The sequence below is a fragment of the Rhodococcus sp. NPDC056516 genome, from assembly GCF_042794655.1.
GTDB lineage: Bacteria > Actinomycetota > Actinomycetes > Mycobacteriales > Mycobacteriaceae > Rhodococcus_F.
On sequence record NZ_JBHTTG010000012.1, the window covers coordinates 25,182 to 39,986 of the forward strand.

Here is a 14,805-nt window from a genome sequence, read left to right on the forward strand (position 1 = left end):
TCGTACTGCGTGCTACTCGTACTGCTTGCGAGCTTTCGAGCCCGTTCGAGCATTGTCTCTGCTCTTGTATTGTCTCAGGCTTCCGCAAATGGGATTCCGTGAGGTCTTCGCGCGAGTTTTCAGCTGCGATCGGTCGTGCGATTCTGCACCCTCGCACTTGCATACAGGCAAATTGCCGCCGCTGTTGCAAGGTTCAGACTTTCGGCGCGGCCGTGGATCGGAATCCGCACCCGATGATCGGCCTGCGCTGCGATCGCCGGATCGAGACCATGAGCTTCGTTTCCGAACAGCCAGGCCGTCGGCTTGCTCAGCAACTCGTCGGCCTCGTCGAGATCGACCTCGCCGTCGGCCTCGGTCGCGAGAATTTGAATGCCGGCGGCGCGAATCTGTTCGATCACCGACACCGTGTCTCGTTCGCGGACAACCGGCAGGTGAAAGAGGCTGCCCGCCGACGAACGAACCACCTTGCCGTTGTGCGGATCGACGCTGTCACCGGCGAGGATTGCCGCATCGGCGCCCACCGCGTCGGCGATGCGAATGACGGTGCCGGCATTGCCGGGTTCGTTGACCTCGACCGGCACTGCGAGCAGGCGGGTGTCCTGGTTGACGGCTGCGCTCAGCGGTACGTCGAGGAGATCACTGACAGCAACAAGACCGGGCGGCGTGACGGTATCGCTCAGAGCTTTGATTGCCCGATCGGTGACAAGAGAAACGCGAACTCCCGCGGTCAGCGCCCGATCGATGACGTGCTGATACCGCTCGGCTGCGTCTTCTGTGTAGAAGAGGTCGTGGACCGGGCGGTTCTCGCCGTTCGCGAGCGCACCGTTCAACAGTTCGGTGACCGAGTTCTCGCCTTCGACGAGGAAACGTCCTGCTTTACGTCGTTCTGCTGTGCGCAGGAGCTTGACAGCAGAAACGACCCGCGGAGTCCGCTCGGTGAGCGGGTCCACGGGCCGTTGCTGTGATGCGTGAATCAGGCTGCTTCTCCGGCAGGAGCGTTCACGTCAGCCGGCAGAGCGGCCTTCGCGAGTGCGACCAGGCCGGCAAAGGCCTCGGCATCGGAGACGGCGAGCTCAGCCAGGATCTTGCGGTCGACCTCGACCTCTGCCAGGCGCAGGCCCTGGATGAGGCGGTTGTACGTGATGTCGTTTGCGCGAGCTGCAGCGTTGATACGCGTGATCCACAGCTTGCGGAACTCGCCCTTGCGCGCACGACGGTCGCGGTACGCGTAGGTGAGCGAGTGGAGCTGCTGCTCCTTGGCCTTGGTGTACAGACGCGAACGCTGTCCACGGTAGCCGCTGGATGCAGCAAGAATTGAACGACGCTTCTTCTGGGCGTTGACCGCCCTCTTTACGCGTGCCACTTGAAAAATCCTGTCAATCTAGGGGCTGAAAGTACGACCCCGGGTGGTCAGTAAGGGGGCGACTCAGATGCCGAGCATGCGCTTGATGCGCGGAGCGTCGTCAGGGCTGACAACAGCGACACCGTCGAGACGACGGGTAACCCTGCTGGACTTGTGCTCGAGAAGGTGGCGACGGCCGGCCTTCTGGCGCATGAGCTTTCCGCTGCCGGACACCTTGAATCGCTTCGAGGCGCCGCTGTGGCTCTTCATCTTGGGCATGGAGTCCTCAGTTCTTGTTACGTGGTGGATCTTGGGAAATCGACTAGCTGGCCGGAGCCTCGGGAGCGGCATCGCCGGTCGCCGGTGCTTCCGGAGCTGCTTCACTCGTAGCCGGTGCGGCCGGAGCCGGACGCGGTGCGGCCTGAGCCACTGGCGCCTGAGCGCTCTCCTGCGCCTTGACGCGAGTCTTGGCGCCCTTGTGCGGTGCCAACACCATCGTCATGTTTCGGCCGTCCTGCTTTGCCGAGGTTTCGACGAATCCGAGATCTGCGACGTCTGCTCCCAGACGCTGCAGAAGGCGGTAGCCGAGTTCGGGGCGTGACTGCTCACGTCCGCGGAACATGATCGTGACCTTGACCTTGGAACCGGCTTCGAGGAAGCGAACGACGTTGCGCTTCTTGGTCTCGTAGTCGTGGTCGTCGATCTTGGGTCGGAGCTTCTGCTCCTTGATGACCGTCAGCTGCTGGTTCTTACGTGACTCACGTGCCTTCTGTGCAGCCTCGTACTTGAACTTGCCGTAGTCCATGATCTTGCAGACCGGTGGACGGGCATCAGGAGCTACCTCGACCAGGTCGAGGTCGGCCTCAAGGGCCAAGCGGAGTGCATCTTCAACACGCACGATGCCTACCTGTTCGCCGCCAGGTCCGACCAAACGAACCTCGGGAACGCGGATACGATCGTTGATGCGGGTCTCAGTGCTGATGGGGCCTCCTAGGTTGAACGGTGCGGTCTTCATGACCGCACGCAGCCCGTACCGCCCGCACCCCAACAAAAAAGCCCCGCTGTGATGATTGCTCATCCGCGGGGCCCGATGTCGACCGATCACATAAGATCCAGCTCACGCCGAAACCTATCTCCTCGACTGTGCGAGGAACCTGACGAAGAACTGATCTCCATTACAAGAACGGATCTTCGCTATCAGGTGACCGGAACCGCTGAACTGCAGTATTACCTGCCGTGCAGAGGTGGGAGTCGGACTCCACTTGCTGCCCCCGAACAAGTCGGAGGCGGTCGTTGCAACAAGAGTAACAGGTCGCCGGAGATGAAAGAAATCGGTGCCGGTCCCCCACATCGGGGAGAGGCCCGATTCAACACGATCACGGCCTGATGGAATCCTTACATCCATGAGTGAGAACTTCGAGGCAGATCAGAACACCGACGGCGCGAATCCCGACGTCCGCGAACTCTCCGAAGTTCCCGCGGTCGAGGTCATCAGCCGCGCCGCAGTGATGCTGATGAGTTCGGCTGCCGAGAAACTCGGCCTCTCCGATGCCGACCCGTCTTCCAGCCCCTACCTCGACCTCGACGAAGCGCGTCGAGTCATCACCGCGCTTGCCGGACTGGTGACTGCGTCGGTCGAGTACCTCGGCCCCCACGCCGGACCCATCCGCGAAGGTCTCCAAGCCTTGCAGCGCGCATTCCGTGAGGCCTCCTCGCATCCGGACGAGCCAGGAAAGGGACCGGGCGAGAAGTTCACCGGCCCGGTCTACTGAGTTGGCAACCGCCAACAAGACTCAACCGACGCCCGAGGACGTCGACGCGTTCATTTCCCGCGTCGACGACCGCAAGCGCGCCGACAGTGTGGAGTTGATCTCCTTGCTGTCGGCCGCCACGGGCGAGCCTGCTGTGATGTGGGGCTCGAGCATCATCGGATTCGGCGCACGGCACTACCGGTATGCGAGTGGCCACGAGGGAGACACGCCACTGATCGGGTTCTCCCCCAGAGCCACCGCACTCACGTTGTACTTGTCGCTGAACTTCGACGATTACACGGACACGCTCGCGCGCCTCGGCAAGCACAAGATCGGTAAAGGCTGCCTGTACGTCAAACGGCTGAGCGACGTCGACCCAGCCGTCTTGACCGAGCTGATCACGGATTCCGTTGCCGCAGCCCGCAACATGATCGACTGAGTCACTCACCTTCGGGGCGCGACAGGCCGAGCGTCGTCGGGCGGTTGGCCGAAGACGCTCGAATCCCGTGGTGTGAAGTGATTGTTCGTCAGCGTGGCCCGACGCATTCGATCGAGTCGAAACCACCGCACGGCGTCGCGCTGGCGACACCAGCCGATGAGAAACCACAGGCCACGGTCCTGCGCCAGAATGTGCGGCTCAACTGCCCGCACCGTCTCCGAACCGTCCCCATCCACATAGTGCAACGACACGACGCGACTCTGTTCGAGACCCTGCTCGACTGCCTGCCGGTTCGCGCGCGAATCCGTCAGAGCCCCGACGTCTCCGCGAATCCACACGCGGCCACCGAGTTCGGCGACCTTACGACGGCTCTCCTCGTCCATCACGTCGAGCAGTTTTGCCAGCGCCGCACGTCCGTCCGGCGCAAACGGAGCATCGCCCATCGCCGTCAACGCCAACGCGATTGAAACTGCTTGCGGAACAGTGAAATTCACCGGAGGTAGCGTGGCGCGACCTACGAGTCGGTATCCACCCCCAGGACCTGAGCGCGCCTCGATCGCCGCACCCGACATCATCAGCGTCTCGATATCGCGTTTGATCGTTCGGGTGGTGACACCGAATTCCTCGGACAATCGGGAACACGTAGTCCCTCGATCACCCTGTCGCCGAAGCTCCTCGACAAGAGCATGCAATCTCGCAGCTCGATTCACACCCACGAGTGTCTCAGATTTCGATACCAAACGGTGACATATTTGGTGACAGTCCGTTGTCACCATCCCGGCTGCACAGTGAGTACATGAAAACTCACATCGTTCTTGTTCCAGGATTCTGGCTCGGTTTATGGGCATGGGATGCAGTCCTCCCGCACCTCGAGCGTTCCGACACTCGCGTGACCAGTCTGACGCTGCCCGGACTCGACGCCGTCGATGCAGATCGATCAGCGGTCACCTTCGACGCCCACGTCCGCGCAGTCATCGACGCTGTAACGGATTCCGACGAACGCACGGTCCTGGTCGTTCACAGCGGCGCCGGCCCGGTGGGGTACGCAGTCACCGATCGCATCCCGGATCGCGTCGCTCGGATCGTCTACGTGGACTCGGGCCCGATGCCCGACGGCGCAGCGCTGCGGCCGGATTTGGCCGCAGATGTCCTTGAGATACCTCTGCCGACGTGGGCAGAACTCGAAGCAGACGGCAGCAGCCTCGAAGGACTCGACGAGAAAGCTCTCGACGCGTTTCGCGCCAACGCCGTCCCCGAACCGGCCGGACCGGCACGTGAGCCGATTGTCCTGACGAACGAGAAGCGCTACCAGGTGCCGTCAACCGTCGTTTGCAGCACGTTCCCGTCAGCGGTGATCGCCCAGATGGCCGACGGGGGTCATCCGATGGCCGCGGAACTGGCGAAACTCCCAGTGACGTATGTCGACCTCCCGACCGGCCATTGGCCGATGTGGTCGCGCCCCGAAGACGTTGCCCAGGTGATCCTCGAGGCCACCGCTTCCTGACCGACAGAGCGGTGATGCCGGGTCGGATTCCGACCCGGCATCACTGACCGACTTCTACCTACTCACGTTCTGCTAGCTCACGGAAGCAGCTTTCTTCCGTGGCGCAGCCTTCTTAGCTGCAACTGCCTTCGTTGCGCGCTTCTTGGTGATCGGCTTGGCCTTGACCGGTGCGTGCTGTGCGGTGAGAACTTCACTGAGGAACTTGCCCGTGTAGCTCTCGGGGACCGCGGCCACGTCCTCCGGAGTACCTTGCGCCACAACGGTTCCGCCGCCGGATCCACCTTCGGGTCCCATGTCGACGACCCAGTCCGACGTCTTGATCACGTCGAGGTTGTGCTCGATCACGATCACGCTGTTGCCCTTGTCGACCAGACCGTTGATGACGATCAAGAGCTTGCGGATGTCCTCGAAATGCAGACCCGTGGTGGGCTCGTCGAGGATGTACACGGTCCGGCCGGTCGACCGTTTCTGCAGTTCGGCGGCGAGCTTGACGCGTTGTGCCTCACCACCGGACAGGGTGGGAGCCGGCTGACCCAGTCGAACGTAGCCCAGACCGACGTCGACCAGAGTCTTGAGGTACCGGTGAATGGAGGTGACCGGTTGGAAGAACTCGGCTGCTTCCTCGATCGGCATGTCGAGAACCTCGGCGATCGACTTGCCCTTGTAGTGGACCTCGAGCGTTTCGCGGTTGTACCGAGCGCCGTGGCACACCTCGCACGGCACGTACACGTCCGGCAAGAAGTTCATCTCGATCTTCAGCGTTCCGTCGCCGGAGCACGCCTCGCAGCGTCCACCCTTGACGTTGAACGAGAACCGGCCAGGCTGGTATCCGCGGACCTTCGCTTCCGTAGTGGCTGCGAAGAGGGTTCGTATCTTGTCGAAGACACCGGTGTACGTCGCCGCATTCGATCGCGGAGTCCGGCCGATCGGAGACTGATCGACCTGCACAAGCTTGTCCAGCTGATCGAGACCGTTGATTCGTGTGTGACGGCCGGGCACCTGGCGTGCGCCGTTGAGCTTGTTCGCCATGACTGTCGCGAGAATGTCGTTGACCAACGTCGACTTACCCGAACCGGAGACACCGGTGACAGCGGTGAGAACGCCCAGCGGGAAGCTCACGTCGATGCCGTCGAGATTGTGTTCGCGAGCTCCGACGACCGTGACCTGACGCTTGCGGTCCACCGGCCGACGAATGGCCGGAACCTCGATGAAGCTGCGACCCGACAGGTAGGCGCCGGTCAGGGACTCTTCACACGTCAGCAGTTCTTCGTACGGCCCACTGTGGACGACCTTGCCGCCGTGCTCGCCGGCGTACGGTCCGATGTCGACCACCCAGTCAGATGTACGGATGGTGTCTTCGTCATGCTCGACCACGATCAACGTGTTGCCGAGGTCGCGCAAGCGCGTCAGGGTTTCGATCAGTCGTCGATTGTCACGCTGATGCAGGCCGATGGACGGCTCGTCGAGTACGTACAGCACGCCGACGAGTCCGGAACCGATCTGCGTTGCCAAGCGGATTCGCTGGGCCTCGCCACCGGACAACGTGCCCGCGGCACGCGAGAGGGAAAGGTATTCCAAGCCGACGTCGAGCAGGAACCCGAGTCGTGCCTGAACTTCCTTGAGGACCTGACCCGCAATCGCCTCTTCGCGCGAGCCGAGAGTGAGGCTGTTCAAGAAGTCCGCGCAATCGGAGATCGACAGTTCACAGACCTCGGCGATGGACTTACTGCCGAAGTCCCCAGCCGCGATAGTTACCGACAGGATTTCCGGGCGCAGGCGAGCACCACCACACGCCGGGCACGGGGTATCGCGCATGTACCCGTCGTACCGTTCCTTCATCTGATCCGATTCGGTCTGCTCGAGCCGGCGATGCAGGAACGGCATCACACCTTCGAACTCCGCGTAGTAAGAACGGGTACGGCCGTACCGATTCTTGTACCGGACGTGAACCTGCTCCTCGCTGCCTTCGAGGATTGCTCTACGGGCCTTCGCCGGCAACTTGTTCCACGGCGTCTTCATGTCGAAACCGAGGATGTCGCCGAGGCCGGAGAGCAACCGTCCGAAGTACTCCGAACTCTGGCCCATCGACCACGGCGCGATTGCTCCGTCTTCGAGACTCAGGTCGGGATCGGGAACCACCAGGTCCGGGTCGACCTCCTTGCGGATACCGAGGCCGGTGCATTCCGGGCAGGCGCCGTAGGGCGAGTTAAAGGAGAACGAGCGGGGTTCGAGATCGTCGATGGCGAGTGCGTGGCCGTTCGGGCAGGCCAACTTCTCGGAGAAGCGACGTTCCCGATCAGGTGCATTTTCCTCACGGTCGACGAAGTCGAGGACGACAATGCCTTCAGCCAATCGAAGTGCGGTCTCGACCGAGTCGGTCAGGCGCTGCTTCGAACTCGCCTTGACCTGCAAGCGGTCGACAACAACTTCGATGTCGTGCTTTTCCTGCTTCTTGAGCTTCGGCGGATCTGCGAGTGAATGGACGACACCGTCGACGCGCACTCGCGAGTAGCCCTGGGTGTTGAGCTGATCGAAGAGATCGACGAACTCGCCCTTACGTGTACGGACGACAGGTGCGAGGACCTGGAACTTGATGCCCTCGTCCATCTCGAGCACCTGGTCGACGATCTGCTGGGGCGTCTGACGGGCGATCTTCTCACCACACACCGGGCAGTGCGCTGAACCTGCGCGGGCATAGAGGAGTCGGAGGTAGTCGTAGACCTCGGTGATGGTGCCCACCGTCGAACGTGGGTTGCGGTTGGTCGACTTCTGGTCGATCGACACCGCAGGGGACAGTCCTTCGATGAAATCCACGTCCGGCTTGTCCATCTGACCGAGGAACTGACGCGCGTATGCCGAGAGCGACTCGACGTAGCGGCGCTGACCTTCGGCGAAGATCGTGTCGAAGGCGAGGCTGGACTTGCCGGAGCCCGACAACCCGGTGAAGACGATCAGGCTGTCTCGCGGGAGGTCGAGATCGACTCCTCGCAGATTGTGCTCACGCGCACCCCGCACGATCAGGCGATCCGCCACACCAATTCCCTTCATTGTCAATCATCTGGGGCCGTCCCCCCGGAGAAGTCTCGAGCGGCCTCGCAAACGCGAGTCCTCGAGCGATCGTCATCGTAGGCCGAGCCACCGACACGTTTATCTCACCAAGCGAGCCCATCGCTCTACCTGCCCCTATTCGAAGGTAGCCTGCGATTCATGACGAATCAGCCCATCGTGATCGACGACTCCTACACCGGTCAGGTCTCCCCCGATTCTGCCCCTCAGCGGCGCACAGTCGAAGGCGCCGTCATCACGAAGATGTCGGTCGGCCCCATGGACAACAACACTTACCTCGTCGTCTGTTCCACGACCGGGAAATCTCTCCTGATCGATGCGGCCAACGAAGCCGAGAAGATCATCGCGCTCATCGAACAGGAAGCACCTGTTTTCGATTCCATCGTCACCACCCACCAGCACGGTGACCACTGGCTGGCCTTGCAGGACGTCCACGCCGCCACGAAGGTGCCGACCGCTGCTCACCCCCTCGACGCGGATGTCCTTCCCGTCACCCCGGACGTTCTCCTCGAAGACGGCGACAAGGTGAACGTTGGCAACTTGAGCCTCGACGTCATTCACCTGTCCGGACACACTCCCGGCTCCATCGCGCTGGCTCTCACCGAACCGAGCGGGCAGGTTCACCTCTTCACCGGTGATTCACTCTTCCCCGGAGGCGTCGGAAAGACCGCCGACCCCGAGAAGTTCACTTCCCTACTCGACGACGTGGAAAACAAGCTGTTCGGAAGGTTCGACGACGCAACCGTCGTCTACCCGGGGCACGGCAAGGACACGACACTGGGCGCCGAGCGTCCGCACTTGGCGGAGTGGCGCGAACGCGGTTGGTGACGTCTCACCCGTCTGAGCTGAATCCCGCTAGTCGGCTCGTTCATCTCTGACCTGTTCGCCATTGACTCGAAGTCGTGGGAGCCAGGTCGTCAGAGTCCGGCCCAGGCCTTCGACCATCCGTTCACCGAACACGGCCCACGCCCCCGGCGTCTCAGATGGCGCTGCACCCAAATCGAAGACCACAGACGCGGTGGGCTCGCCGATATCTTGGTGGTCACCGCACCATGGTGGTCGATCGGTCTGCATTGTGTGCCGCCTTCGAACACGCCGTGGGCGGATACGCGGTAACGGATACTTCCGAGCGAGTTGTCCGAACCCAAGACGAAGTCATCGACGCAGGACAACGCACTTCGGCGACTAGGAATCCGTCAGCCGGGTCGGGCGTCGCCGGATCGCCGAACCGGACTAATTCCTCGTGAGATCGCTAGGGTGGAAAACGAACCTACATCGGGAGGCTTGAAACATGCTGGTACGTCGAATTGCTCGTCCACTGCTTTCCACGATCTTCATCGCCGGGGGAATCGATGCTTTGCGCAACCCCGCTCAGCGAGCAGCCAAAGCGTCACCCATGATCGACAAATCCGTCGAGACGCTGCCAGGAGCAGTGACGCAGAAGGTGCCTGCTGATCCGGAAACACTCGTCAAGATCAACGCCATCGTCCAGATCGGTGGCGGTGCCCTGCTCGCCACAGGCAAGGCTCCGCGGCTCGCGTCGTTGGTCCTCGCCGGAAGCCTGGTGCCCACCACACTGGCCGGCCACGACTTCTGGAACGAAACCGATCCGTCACTGCGAGCGATGCAGCGCACCAACTTCATCAAGAACGTCAGCTTGCTCGGCGGACTGATGATCGCGTCCGTCGACACCGAGGGCAAACCGTCGCTCGGCTGGCGTGGCCGCCGCGCCGCGAGGAAGGCCCAGGCGTCTATCGCTGCGGCACTTCCGTTGGTCGCATCGCAGACCGATCACACGAGCGATCGCGTCGAACATGCTCTGTCGGTGGCATCCGAGCGTGGTTCCGAACTCGCCGAAACCGCGAAGGCACACGGAACGGATTGGCTCGAACTCGCCAAGGGGCGTGGTTCCGAGTTCGCGGAGATCGCGAGCAAGCGTGCCGCTGAATTCAGCGAGGTCGCCAAGGAGCGCGGCCCGGACATCCTCGAAGTCGCGCAGAAGCGCGGTTCCGAACTGGCCGAGACCGCCCGCGAGCGCAGCGCCGAACTGGCCGAGCTGGCGAGCAAGCGCAGCTCCGAGTTCGCCGAACTCGCGCTCGAGAAGAGCAACGAGTGGGCAGAGACGGCGTCGGAACAGACCGAGGTGCTGGGTAAGCGGGCCCGCAAGCGCGCCGAGAAGGCACTCGAAAAGGCTCGCGCCAAGAAGGACGAATTGACGCACTGAGTGCACCGAAAATCACGGTCAGGCCACCTTCGGGTGGCCTGACCTGTATCTATGCGGCAGTTCATCTGGGGGAACTAGACTGTCTTGGCGCTTTTGCAGCGCATGAATTTCTCATCAAGTCTAGGAGATCCTTTGCCCGACGCGGACCCGTCACTGAACGAGCAAGAGCTCGAGCAGCAGTACGTGACGATGCTGTACTCCCGTCTCGACGATCTTCGAAAGTATGCCCAAACACGCTTGAGCACGGTCCTCCTCGAGACCGGCGGCACCCCGCAGGCACGCAGTGAACGCGAATCCTTCAATGCCATGTACACCGAGGATCTCGCCAAGTACGACGCAGCCGAGAACGGAATGTGTTTCGGACGCATCGACTTCGACGACGAGCGACGCTACGTCGGCCGACTCGGAATTCTGGACACCGACAACGACTACGAAACGCTGCTCCTCGACTGGCGCGCCCCGATGGCACGGCCGTTCTATCTGGCGACGCCGGCGGCACCTGAAGGTGTGAAACGGCGACGTCATATTCGCAGCCGTAGCCGCACGGTCACGGGTATCAACGACGAATACCTGGACCTCGATGCGGCCCGCGCCGCCGGAGTAGTCACCGAAGCCGGCGGCGTCGCCGGTGAGAGCGCACTCCTGGATGCTCTGAACGCAGCACGTACGGGCCAGATGAACGACATCGTCGAGACCATCCAGAGCGAGCAGGATGCCATCATCCGCTCCGAACACAAGAGCGTTCTGGTGGTCCAGGGCGGTCCGGGTACCGGCAAAACAGCTGTCGCACTTCACCGTGCCGCCTTCCTGCTCTACACGTACCGTCAGCAGCTGGCCAAGGCCGGCGTTCTCATCATCGGGCCGAACGCGACCTTCCTCGACTACATCAGCCAGGTCCTCCCTTCACTCGGTGAGACCGGCGTCCTGCTCTCGACGATTGGTGACCTGTACCCCGGAGTGCGCGCAACACGTACCGATTCCCTCGCCGCCGGTGAGATCAAGGGTTCGCTCGCGATTCTCGATGTGCTCAAGAACGCCGTCCGGGATCGACAGGAAGTTCCGTCCAAGCCGATCACCCTGCGATTCGACACGTACGACTTGAAGCTGGATCGCAAAACCGTCACGAAGGCGCGCGGTCGGGCTCGATCGTCGCGTCGCCCACACAACCTGGCGCGCCCGATCTTCGTAGCAGCGGTCATCGAGGCGTTGGCGCTGCAGATGGCCGAACTCATCGGCGGAAACCTCGTCGACGGCGGCTCACTCCTCAGCCGGGACGACATCGCCGACATTCGCGACGAGATGCGCGAGGACTCCGACATCATGTCCGCCATCGGAAAGCTCTGGCCAGAATTGTCGCCGCAGCAAATCCTCGCGGAACTGTGGACGTCTCCGGCGAGGTTGGCCAAGGCAGCGCCGCAACTCGACGACGGACAACGCGACGAGCTTCTGCAGAGCGTCGGGCCAGGATTCAGTGCGGCCGACGCTCCCCTTCTCGACGAACTCGCCGAGATCCTCGGCGTCGACGATGCCGCCGAACGCGAACGCGCACAACGCGAATGGCGCGCACAGATCGCCGACGCCCAGGGTGCTCTCGACATCCTCACCGGCTCCGCACCACAGGACCTCGAGGACGAGATGGATCCGGAGATCCTGATGGCGTACGACTTGATCGACGCCAGCCAACTCGCCCAGCGCCACGATCAAGGCCAGCGCCAGACCACGGCGGAGCGCGCTGCCGGCGACCGAACCTGGACCTACGGTCACGTGATCGTCGACGAAGCCCAAGAGCTCTCCGAGATGGCGTGGCGAATGCTGATGCGGCGCATACCGAATCGGTGGATGACGTTGGTCGGCGATACGGCCCAGACCGGTGATCCTGCGGGAACCTCGTCCTGGCAGACGATCCTCGAGCCCTACGTCGCCAAGCGCTGGAAGCTCACCGAACTGACCGTGAACTACCGAACTCCGTCGGAGATCATGGATGTCGCTCACCGCGTGCTCGAAGAGATCGACCCGGAGCAGTCGGTGCCCCGGTCGGTGCGCGACAGCGGATTCGCGCTGTGGGCTCTCAAGACCACGGCCGAAGAATTGGAATCGACCGTGCGCCGCTGCATCGAGTCCGAGTCGCACCCCGGTATTACCGCCGTGATCGCCGGCTCCGGGGTTGTTGCCGATCTGGCGGGCCTTGCGAGCGAGACCGTGAGCGTCCTGTCGGTCAAGGACGTCAAGGGGCTCGAGTTCGACACCGTGTTGATAGTCGAACCCGCCGACATTCTCGACGAGTCACCCCGGGGAATGAACGACCTCTACGTCGCGTTGACCCGAGCTACCCAGAGACTCGGCATCATTCACATCGAGTCGCTCCCCGCGGTTCTCGACGGCGTCGAGGCCGCAGAGTTGGCCTTCGATTCGTGAGCCTCACGGAGTAGGTTCGTGCGTGACACCTCGAATCGTGGATGTCACCCCAATTTGTGTCGACGACTGAAGGAATGACACCTCGTGCTTGGCCTGCCCGCAAGTTCCGCCCCACCAATCCGCAAAATCTGTCGCGTGATGATCGGTGTCGGGATGCTGGCAGCGGTGACCGCAGGTTGTTCAGAAGATGATTCGAGTTCGACGGCAGCTGCAGGCAGCGACGACATCGCTGCTGTTGCTGCCGCACCCACAGAAACACCGGTGGACGACGCCGAACGTCTGCGAGCGGCGATCGCGTCGTCCGGGGTGAACCCCGCGTTTTCCGACGACATGTTGCAGGCGCTCGGTGACGGCGTCTGCCAGCAGCTCGCGGCCGGCACGGATCGAGAGACGATCATCGCGAATCTGCGGCAGGTATCACTCAATGGAGCGAGCGAACCGGTGATCACGAGCGGAAACGGCTCGGCCGCATCGACGCCACTTCCCAGCGTCGATCAGCTGGCTGAAGTGTTCGTCGATGCGGCCGAAGCCGACTACTGCCGGTAAATCAGCGAACGGTGTGCACGATCAGAACGTCGGACGTCGCCTTGCGCGCGGCATCGGAAGGCACCGAACCGAGCAGACGCCCGGTCAGAGTGTTCAATCCGCGATTTCCGACGACGAGCAAATCGCCCTTGACCTCGTCGAGCAAAGCAAGAAGCGATTCGACGGGAGCGCCGACGACGGCGCGTTCGACAACGTCCTTGGCGCCCTGGGCGTGTGCACGCTCTCGCGCCGTACGAAGGATCTCGTAGGTCGGAGCGGAACCGGTGACCTGGTAGGCCTCGTTACCCAACGCATCAGCGGCAGCGCTCACGTCCTTGGGATCGGCCGGGTAGTACGCACACGCGATGACGAGCTGAGCGTCCGAGCCACTGGCGATGGCGGCAGCTCTGTCGACTGCCTTCAGTGACGACTCGGAGCCATCGGTTCCTACGACAACGGTCCGGTAGGCACTCATTCATTCCTCCATGGTTACGGGACGGACGGTACGGCCGGCAACGGGCGCAACGCTGTTGCGCCCGCTCGACAACCGCTGCGCTGACATTAGCGGGATTGTGCCGCGGATAGTGTTATTTGCAGTACACGCCACAAGCCCACAGTGAATGTGATCATCAGTCACAGACACATTTGTCCCGTAGTGACCGATCAGCGAAGTTTGCCGAAGCGAGGCCCGAACAGCGCCGCCGGGAAAACTTCCTGCTCGACCAGGGCAGCACGCCACGGCGTCGCCAATTCCAGCAATCGCTTGGCACCTTCTTCTCCGAGCGCATCCCATGGGGCAAGCGCAAGGTCGTCCGTCAGGTCTTCGACGACGTCGCGCAGTTCCTGCCCGTCCTCGGTCAGCGCACCGGACGAACGGTCGAGCAGTTCGCGATCCTTCAGGCTCTCCACTGCCTCGTCCCACTGTTCCTGCGACCACCCGCGGCGAGTCTGTGCGAACTTACGCTGAAACCCGATTCCCGTGGCTGTGTGCGTGATCAACGCGTCCAGTCCGTTCAATCCCGCGGTCTGAAGGGCAGCAATGTGGCCGTCGCCGCGATACTCACGCAGCAGTGTCAGCGCATGCCAGAAACGCAGGTGCGGTTCGGTCGGCCAGTCGAGCGACGCCCAACCCGCGTACAGGGAGCGGCCGTCGACTCCAGGAATGTTCTGAGCCGCGATCGACACGAGTTCGGCGGCCTCGGCCATGTCCGCCGACCCCGTTACATCTGCACCGAACAGACGAACGTAAGCCGCGCCGATTGCCCGATACCGCGCCGCGACAACCTCTGTGGGCCTTGCCAATTCCCAGGCACGCGGAATGACACTGGCGATCAATTCAGGATTGAAGTTGAAGAAGGTGGCCGTGACGACAGTCGCGGGTGGAGCGCCGAGCGGCGCTGATCGCCCCGCGAAGTACACCATTCGGCCAGGTTCCAACCCGACGCCGACAAGTTCCTTCTCCGTCTCCGGCACGAAGTAGGCCAGCGAGTGAAGAAGTTCGAGAGTCCGCGCGGTCTTGCCTGCAGTCTGTGCATCCAT

The 14,805-nt window shown here is 62.5% G+C and carries 15 protein-coding genes; 7 read left to right on the forward strand and 8 right to left on the reverse strand.

Translation table 11 applies throughout. The annotated features are described in order from the left end of the window. Positions 1 to 119 precede the first annotated feature (119 nt). From ACFQ6Y_RS29495 to infC, 4 genes are all read right to left on the reverse strand, one after another. Complete coding sequence (locus ACFQ6Y_RS29495; RefSeq protein ID WP_378548113.1) at positions 120 to 950, reverse strand: TrmH family RNA methyltransferase; 831 nt, start codon at positions 948 to 950, stop codon at positions 120 to 122. Positions 951 to 973: 23 nt separating this feature from the next. Further along, the gene (gene rplT / locus ACFQ6Y_RS29500; protein WP_019748616.1) at positions 974 to 1,363 is read right to left on the reverse strand and encodes a 50S ribosomal protein L20; all 390 of its coding nucleotides are present in this window, start codon (positions 1,361 to 1,363) and stop codon (positions 974 to 976) included. Positions 1,364 to 1,426: 63 nt separating this feature from the next. Further along, positions 1,427 to 1,621 (reverse strand): 50S ribosomal protein L35, encoded by a 195-nt coding sequence (gene rpmI / locus ACFQ6Y_RS29505; protein ID WP_003944043.1) that lies wholly within the window; start codon positions 1,619 to 1,621, stop codon positions 1,427 to 1,429. A gap of 43 nt (positions 1,622 to 1,664) precedes the next feature. After that, on the reverse strand, positions 1,665 to 2,357 hold the full coding sequence (gene infC / locus ACFQ6Y_RS29510) for a translation initiation factor IF-3 (RefSeq protein ID WP_378450004.1): 693 nt from the start codon (positions 2,355 to 2,357) through the stop codon (positions 1,665 to 1,667). 388 nt (positions 2,358 to 2,745) lie between these two features. Here infC and ACFQ6Y_RS29515 point away from each other — a divergent pair, with 388 nt between their 5' ends. Together ACFQ6Y_RS29515 and ACFQ6Y_RS29520 are read left to right on the forward strand one after the other, a co-directional pair. Then, positions 2,746 to 3,114 (forward strand): DUF1844 domain-containing protein, encoded by a 369-nt coding sequence (locus ACFQ6Y_RS29515; protein WP_020907885.1) that lies wholly within the window; start codon positions 2,746 to 2,748, stop codon positions 3,112 to 3,114. A 1-nt stretch (position 3,115) separates the two neighbouring features. Then, positions 3,116 to 3,532 (forward strand): DUF1801 domain-containing protein, encoded by a 417-nt coding sequence (locus ACFQ6Y_RS29520; protein ID WP_378539695.1) that lies wholly within the window; start codon positions 3,116 to 3,118, stop codon positions 3,530 to 3,532. A 5-nt stretch (positions 3,533 to 3,537) separates the two neighbouring features. Here the strand turns inward: ACFQ6Y_RS29520 and ACFQ6Y_RS29525 are convergent, their stop codons facing one another. Further along, positions 3,538 to 4,248 (reverse strand): helix-turn-helix transcriptional regulator, encoded by a 711-nt coding sequence (locus ACFQ6Y_RS29525; protein ID WP_378640276.1) that lies wholly within the window; start codon positions 4,246 to 4,248, stop codon positions 3,538 to 3,540. A gap of 80 nt (positions 4,249 to 4,328) precedes the next feature. Here ACFQ6Y_RS29525 and ACFQ6Y_RS29530 point away from each other — a divergent pair, with 80 nt between their 5' ends. Further along, positions 4,329 to 5,036, forward strand: a complete 708-nt coding sequence (locus tag ACFQ6Y_RS29530) for an alpha/beta fold hydrolase (RefSeq protein WP_378640279.1) — start codon at positions 4,329 to 4,331, stop codon at positions 5,034 to 5,036. Between the two features lie 72 nt (positions 5,037 to 5,108). On the opposite strand, the gene uvrA is transcribed toward ACFQ6Y_RS29530, so the two are convergent. Next, positions 5,109 to 8,069: an excinuclease ABC subunit UvrA gene (uvrA, locus tag ACFQ6Y_RS29535; protein ID WP_378548178.1), complete on the reverse strand. Its 2,961-nt coding sequence runs from the start codon at positions 8,067 to 8,069 to the stop codon at positions 5,109 to 5,111. Between the two features lie 174 nt (positions 8,070 to 8,243). On the opposite strand from uvrA, the gene ACFQ6Y_RS29540 reads away from it, so the two are divergent. The 4 genes from ACFQ6Y_RS29540 (at position 8,244) to ACFQ6Y_RS29555 (ending at position 13,287) form a co-directional block, all read left to right on the forward strand. Then, a complete protein-coding gene (locus ACFQ6Y_RS29540) occupies positions 8,244 to 8,930 on the forward strand; it encodes an MBL fold metallo-hydrolase (RefSeq protein WP_378539699.1) in 687 nt (228 codons plus the stop codon). Between the two features lie 463 nt (positions 8,931 to 9,393). Beyond that, positions 9,394 to 10,326, forward strand: coding sequence for a DoxX family membrane protein (locus ACFQ6Y_RS29545; protein ID WP_378640282.1), 933 nt, complete (start codon positions 9,394 to 9,396; stop codon positions 10,324 to 10,326). A 132-nt stretch (positions 10,327 to 10,458) separates the two neighbouring features. Then, complete coding sequence (locus ACFQ6Y_RS29550; RefSeq protein WP_378640285.1) at positions 10,459 to 12,741, forward strand: HelD family protein; 2,283 nt, start codon at positions 10,459 to 10,461, stop codon at positions 12,739 to 12,741. A 138-nt stretch (positions 12,742 to 12,879) separates the two neighbouring features. Next, positions 12,880 to 13,287 (forward strand): hypothetical protein, encoded by a 408-nt coding sequence (locus ACFQ6Y_RS29555; RefSeq protein ID WP_378640387.1) that lies wholly within the window; start codon positions 12,880 to 12,882, stop codon positions 13,285 to 13,287. Between the two features lies 1 nt (position 13,288). On the opposite strand, the gene ACFQ6Y_RS29560 is transcribed toward ACFQ6Y_RS29555, so the two are convergent. Continuing rightward, on the reverse strand, positions 13,289 to 13,741 hold the full coding sequence (locus ACFQ6Y_RS29560) for a universal stress protein (protein ID WP_003944055.1): 453 nt from the start codon (positions 13,739 to 13,741) through the stop codon (positions 13,289 to 13,291). 188 nt (positions 13,742 to 13,929) lie between these two features. Next, a complete protein-coding gene (locus tag ACFQ6Y_RS29565; RefSeq protein WP_378640289.1) occupies positions 13,930 to 14,805 on the reverse strand; it encodes a hypothetical protein in 876 nt (291 codons plus the stop codon).

Coding starts and splice junctions, on each gene's coding strand:
- rpmI (WP_003944043.1), bottom strand. CDS start 1,621: ATGCCCAAGATGAAGAGCCACAGCGGCGCCTCGAAGCGATTCAAGGTG.
- infC (WP_378450004.1), bottom strand. CDS start 2,357: ATGAAGACCGCACCGTTCAACCTAGGAGGCCCCATCAGCACTGAGACC.
- ACFQ6Y_RS29515 (WP_020907885.1), top strand. CDS start 2,746: ATGAGTGAGAACTTCGAGGCAGATCAGAACACCGACGGCGCGAATCCC.
- ACFQ6Y_RS29530 (WP_378640279.1), top strand. CDS start 4,329: ATGAAAACTCACATCGTTCTTGTTCCAGGATTCTGGCTCGGTTTATGG.
- ACFQ6Y_RS29540 (WP_378539699.1), top strand. CDS start 8,244: ATGACGAATCAGCCCATCGTGATCGACGACTCCTACACCGGTCAGGTC.
- ACFQ6Y_RS29545 (WP_378640282.1), top strand. CDS start 9,394: ATGCTGGTACGTCGAATTGCTCGTCCACTGCTTTCCACGATCTTCATC.
- ACFQ6Y_RS29555 (WP_378640387.1), top strand. CDS start 12,880: ATGATCGGTGTCGGGATGCTGGCAGCGGTGACCGCAGGTTGTTCAGAA.
- ACFQ6Y_RS29560 (WP_003944055.1), bottom strand. CDS start 13,741: ATGAGTGCCTACCGGACCGTTGTCGTAGGAACCGATGGCTCCGAGTCG.
- ACFQ6Y_RS29565 (WP_378640289.1), bottom strand. CDS start 14,805: ATGGATGCACAGACTGCAGGCAAGACCGCGCGGACTCTCGAACTTCTT.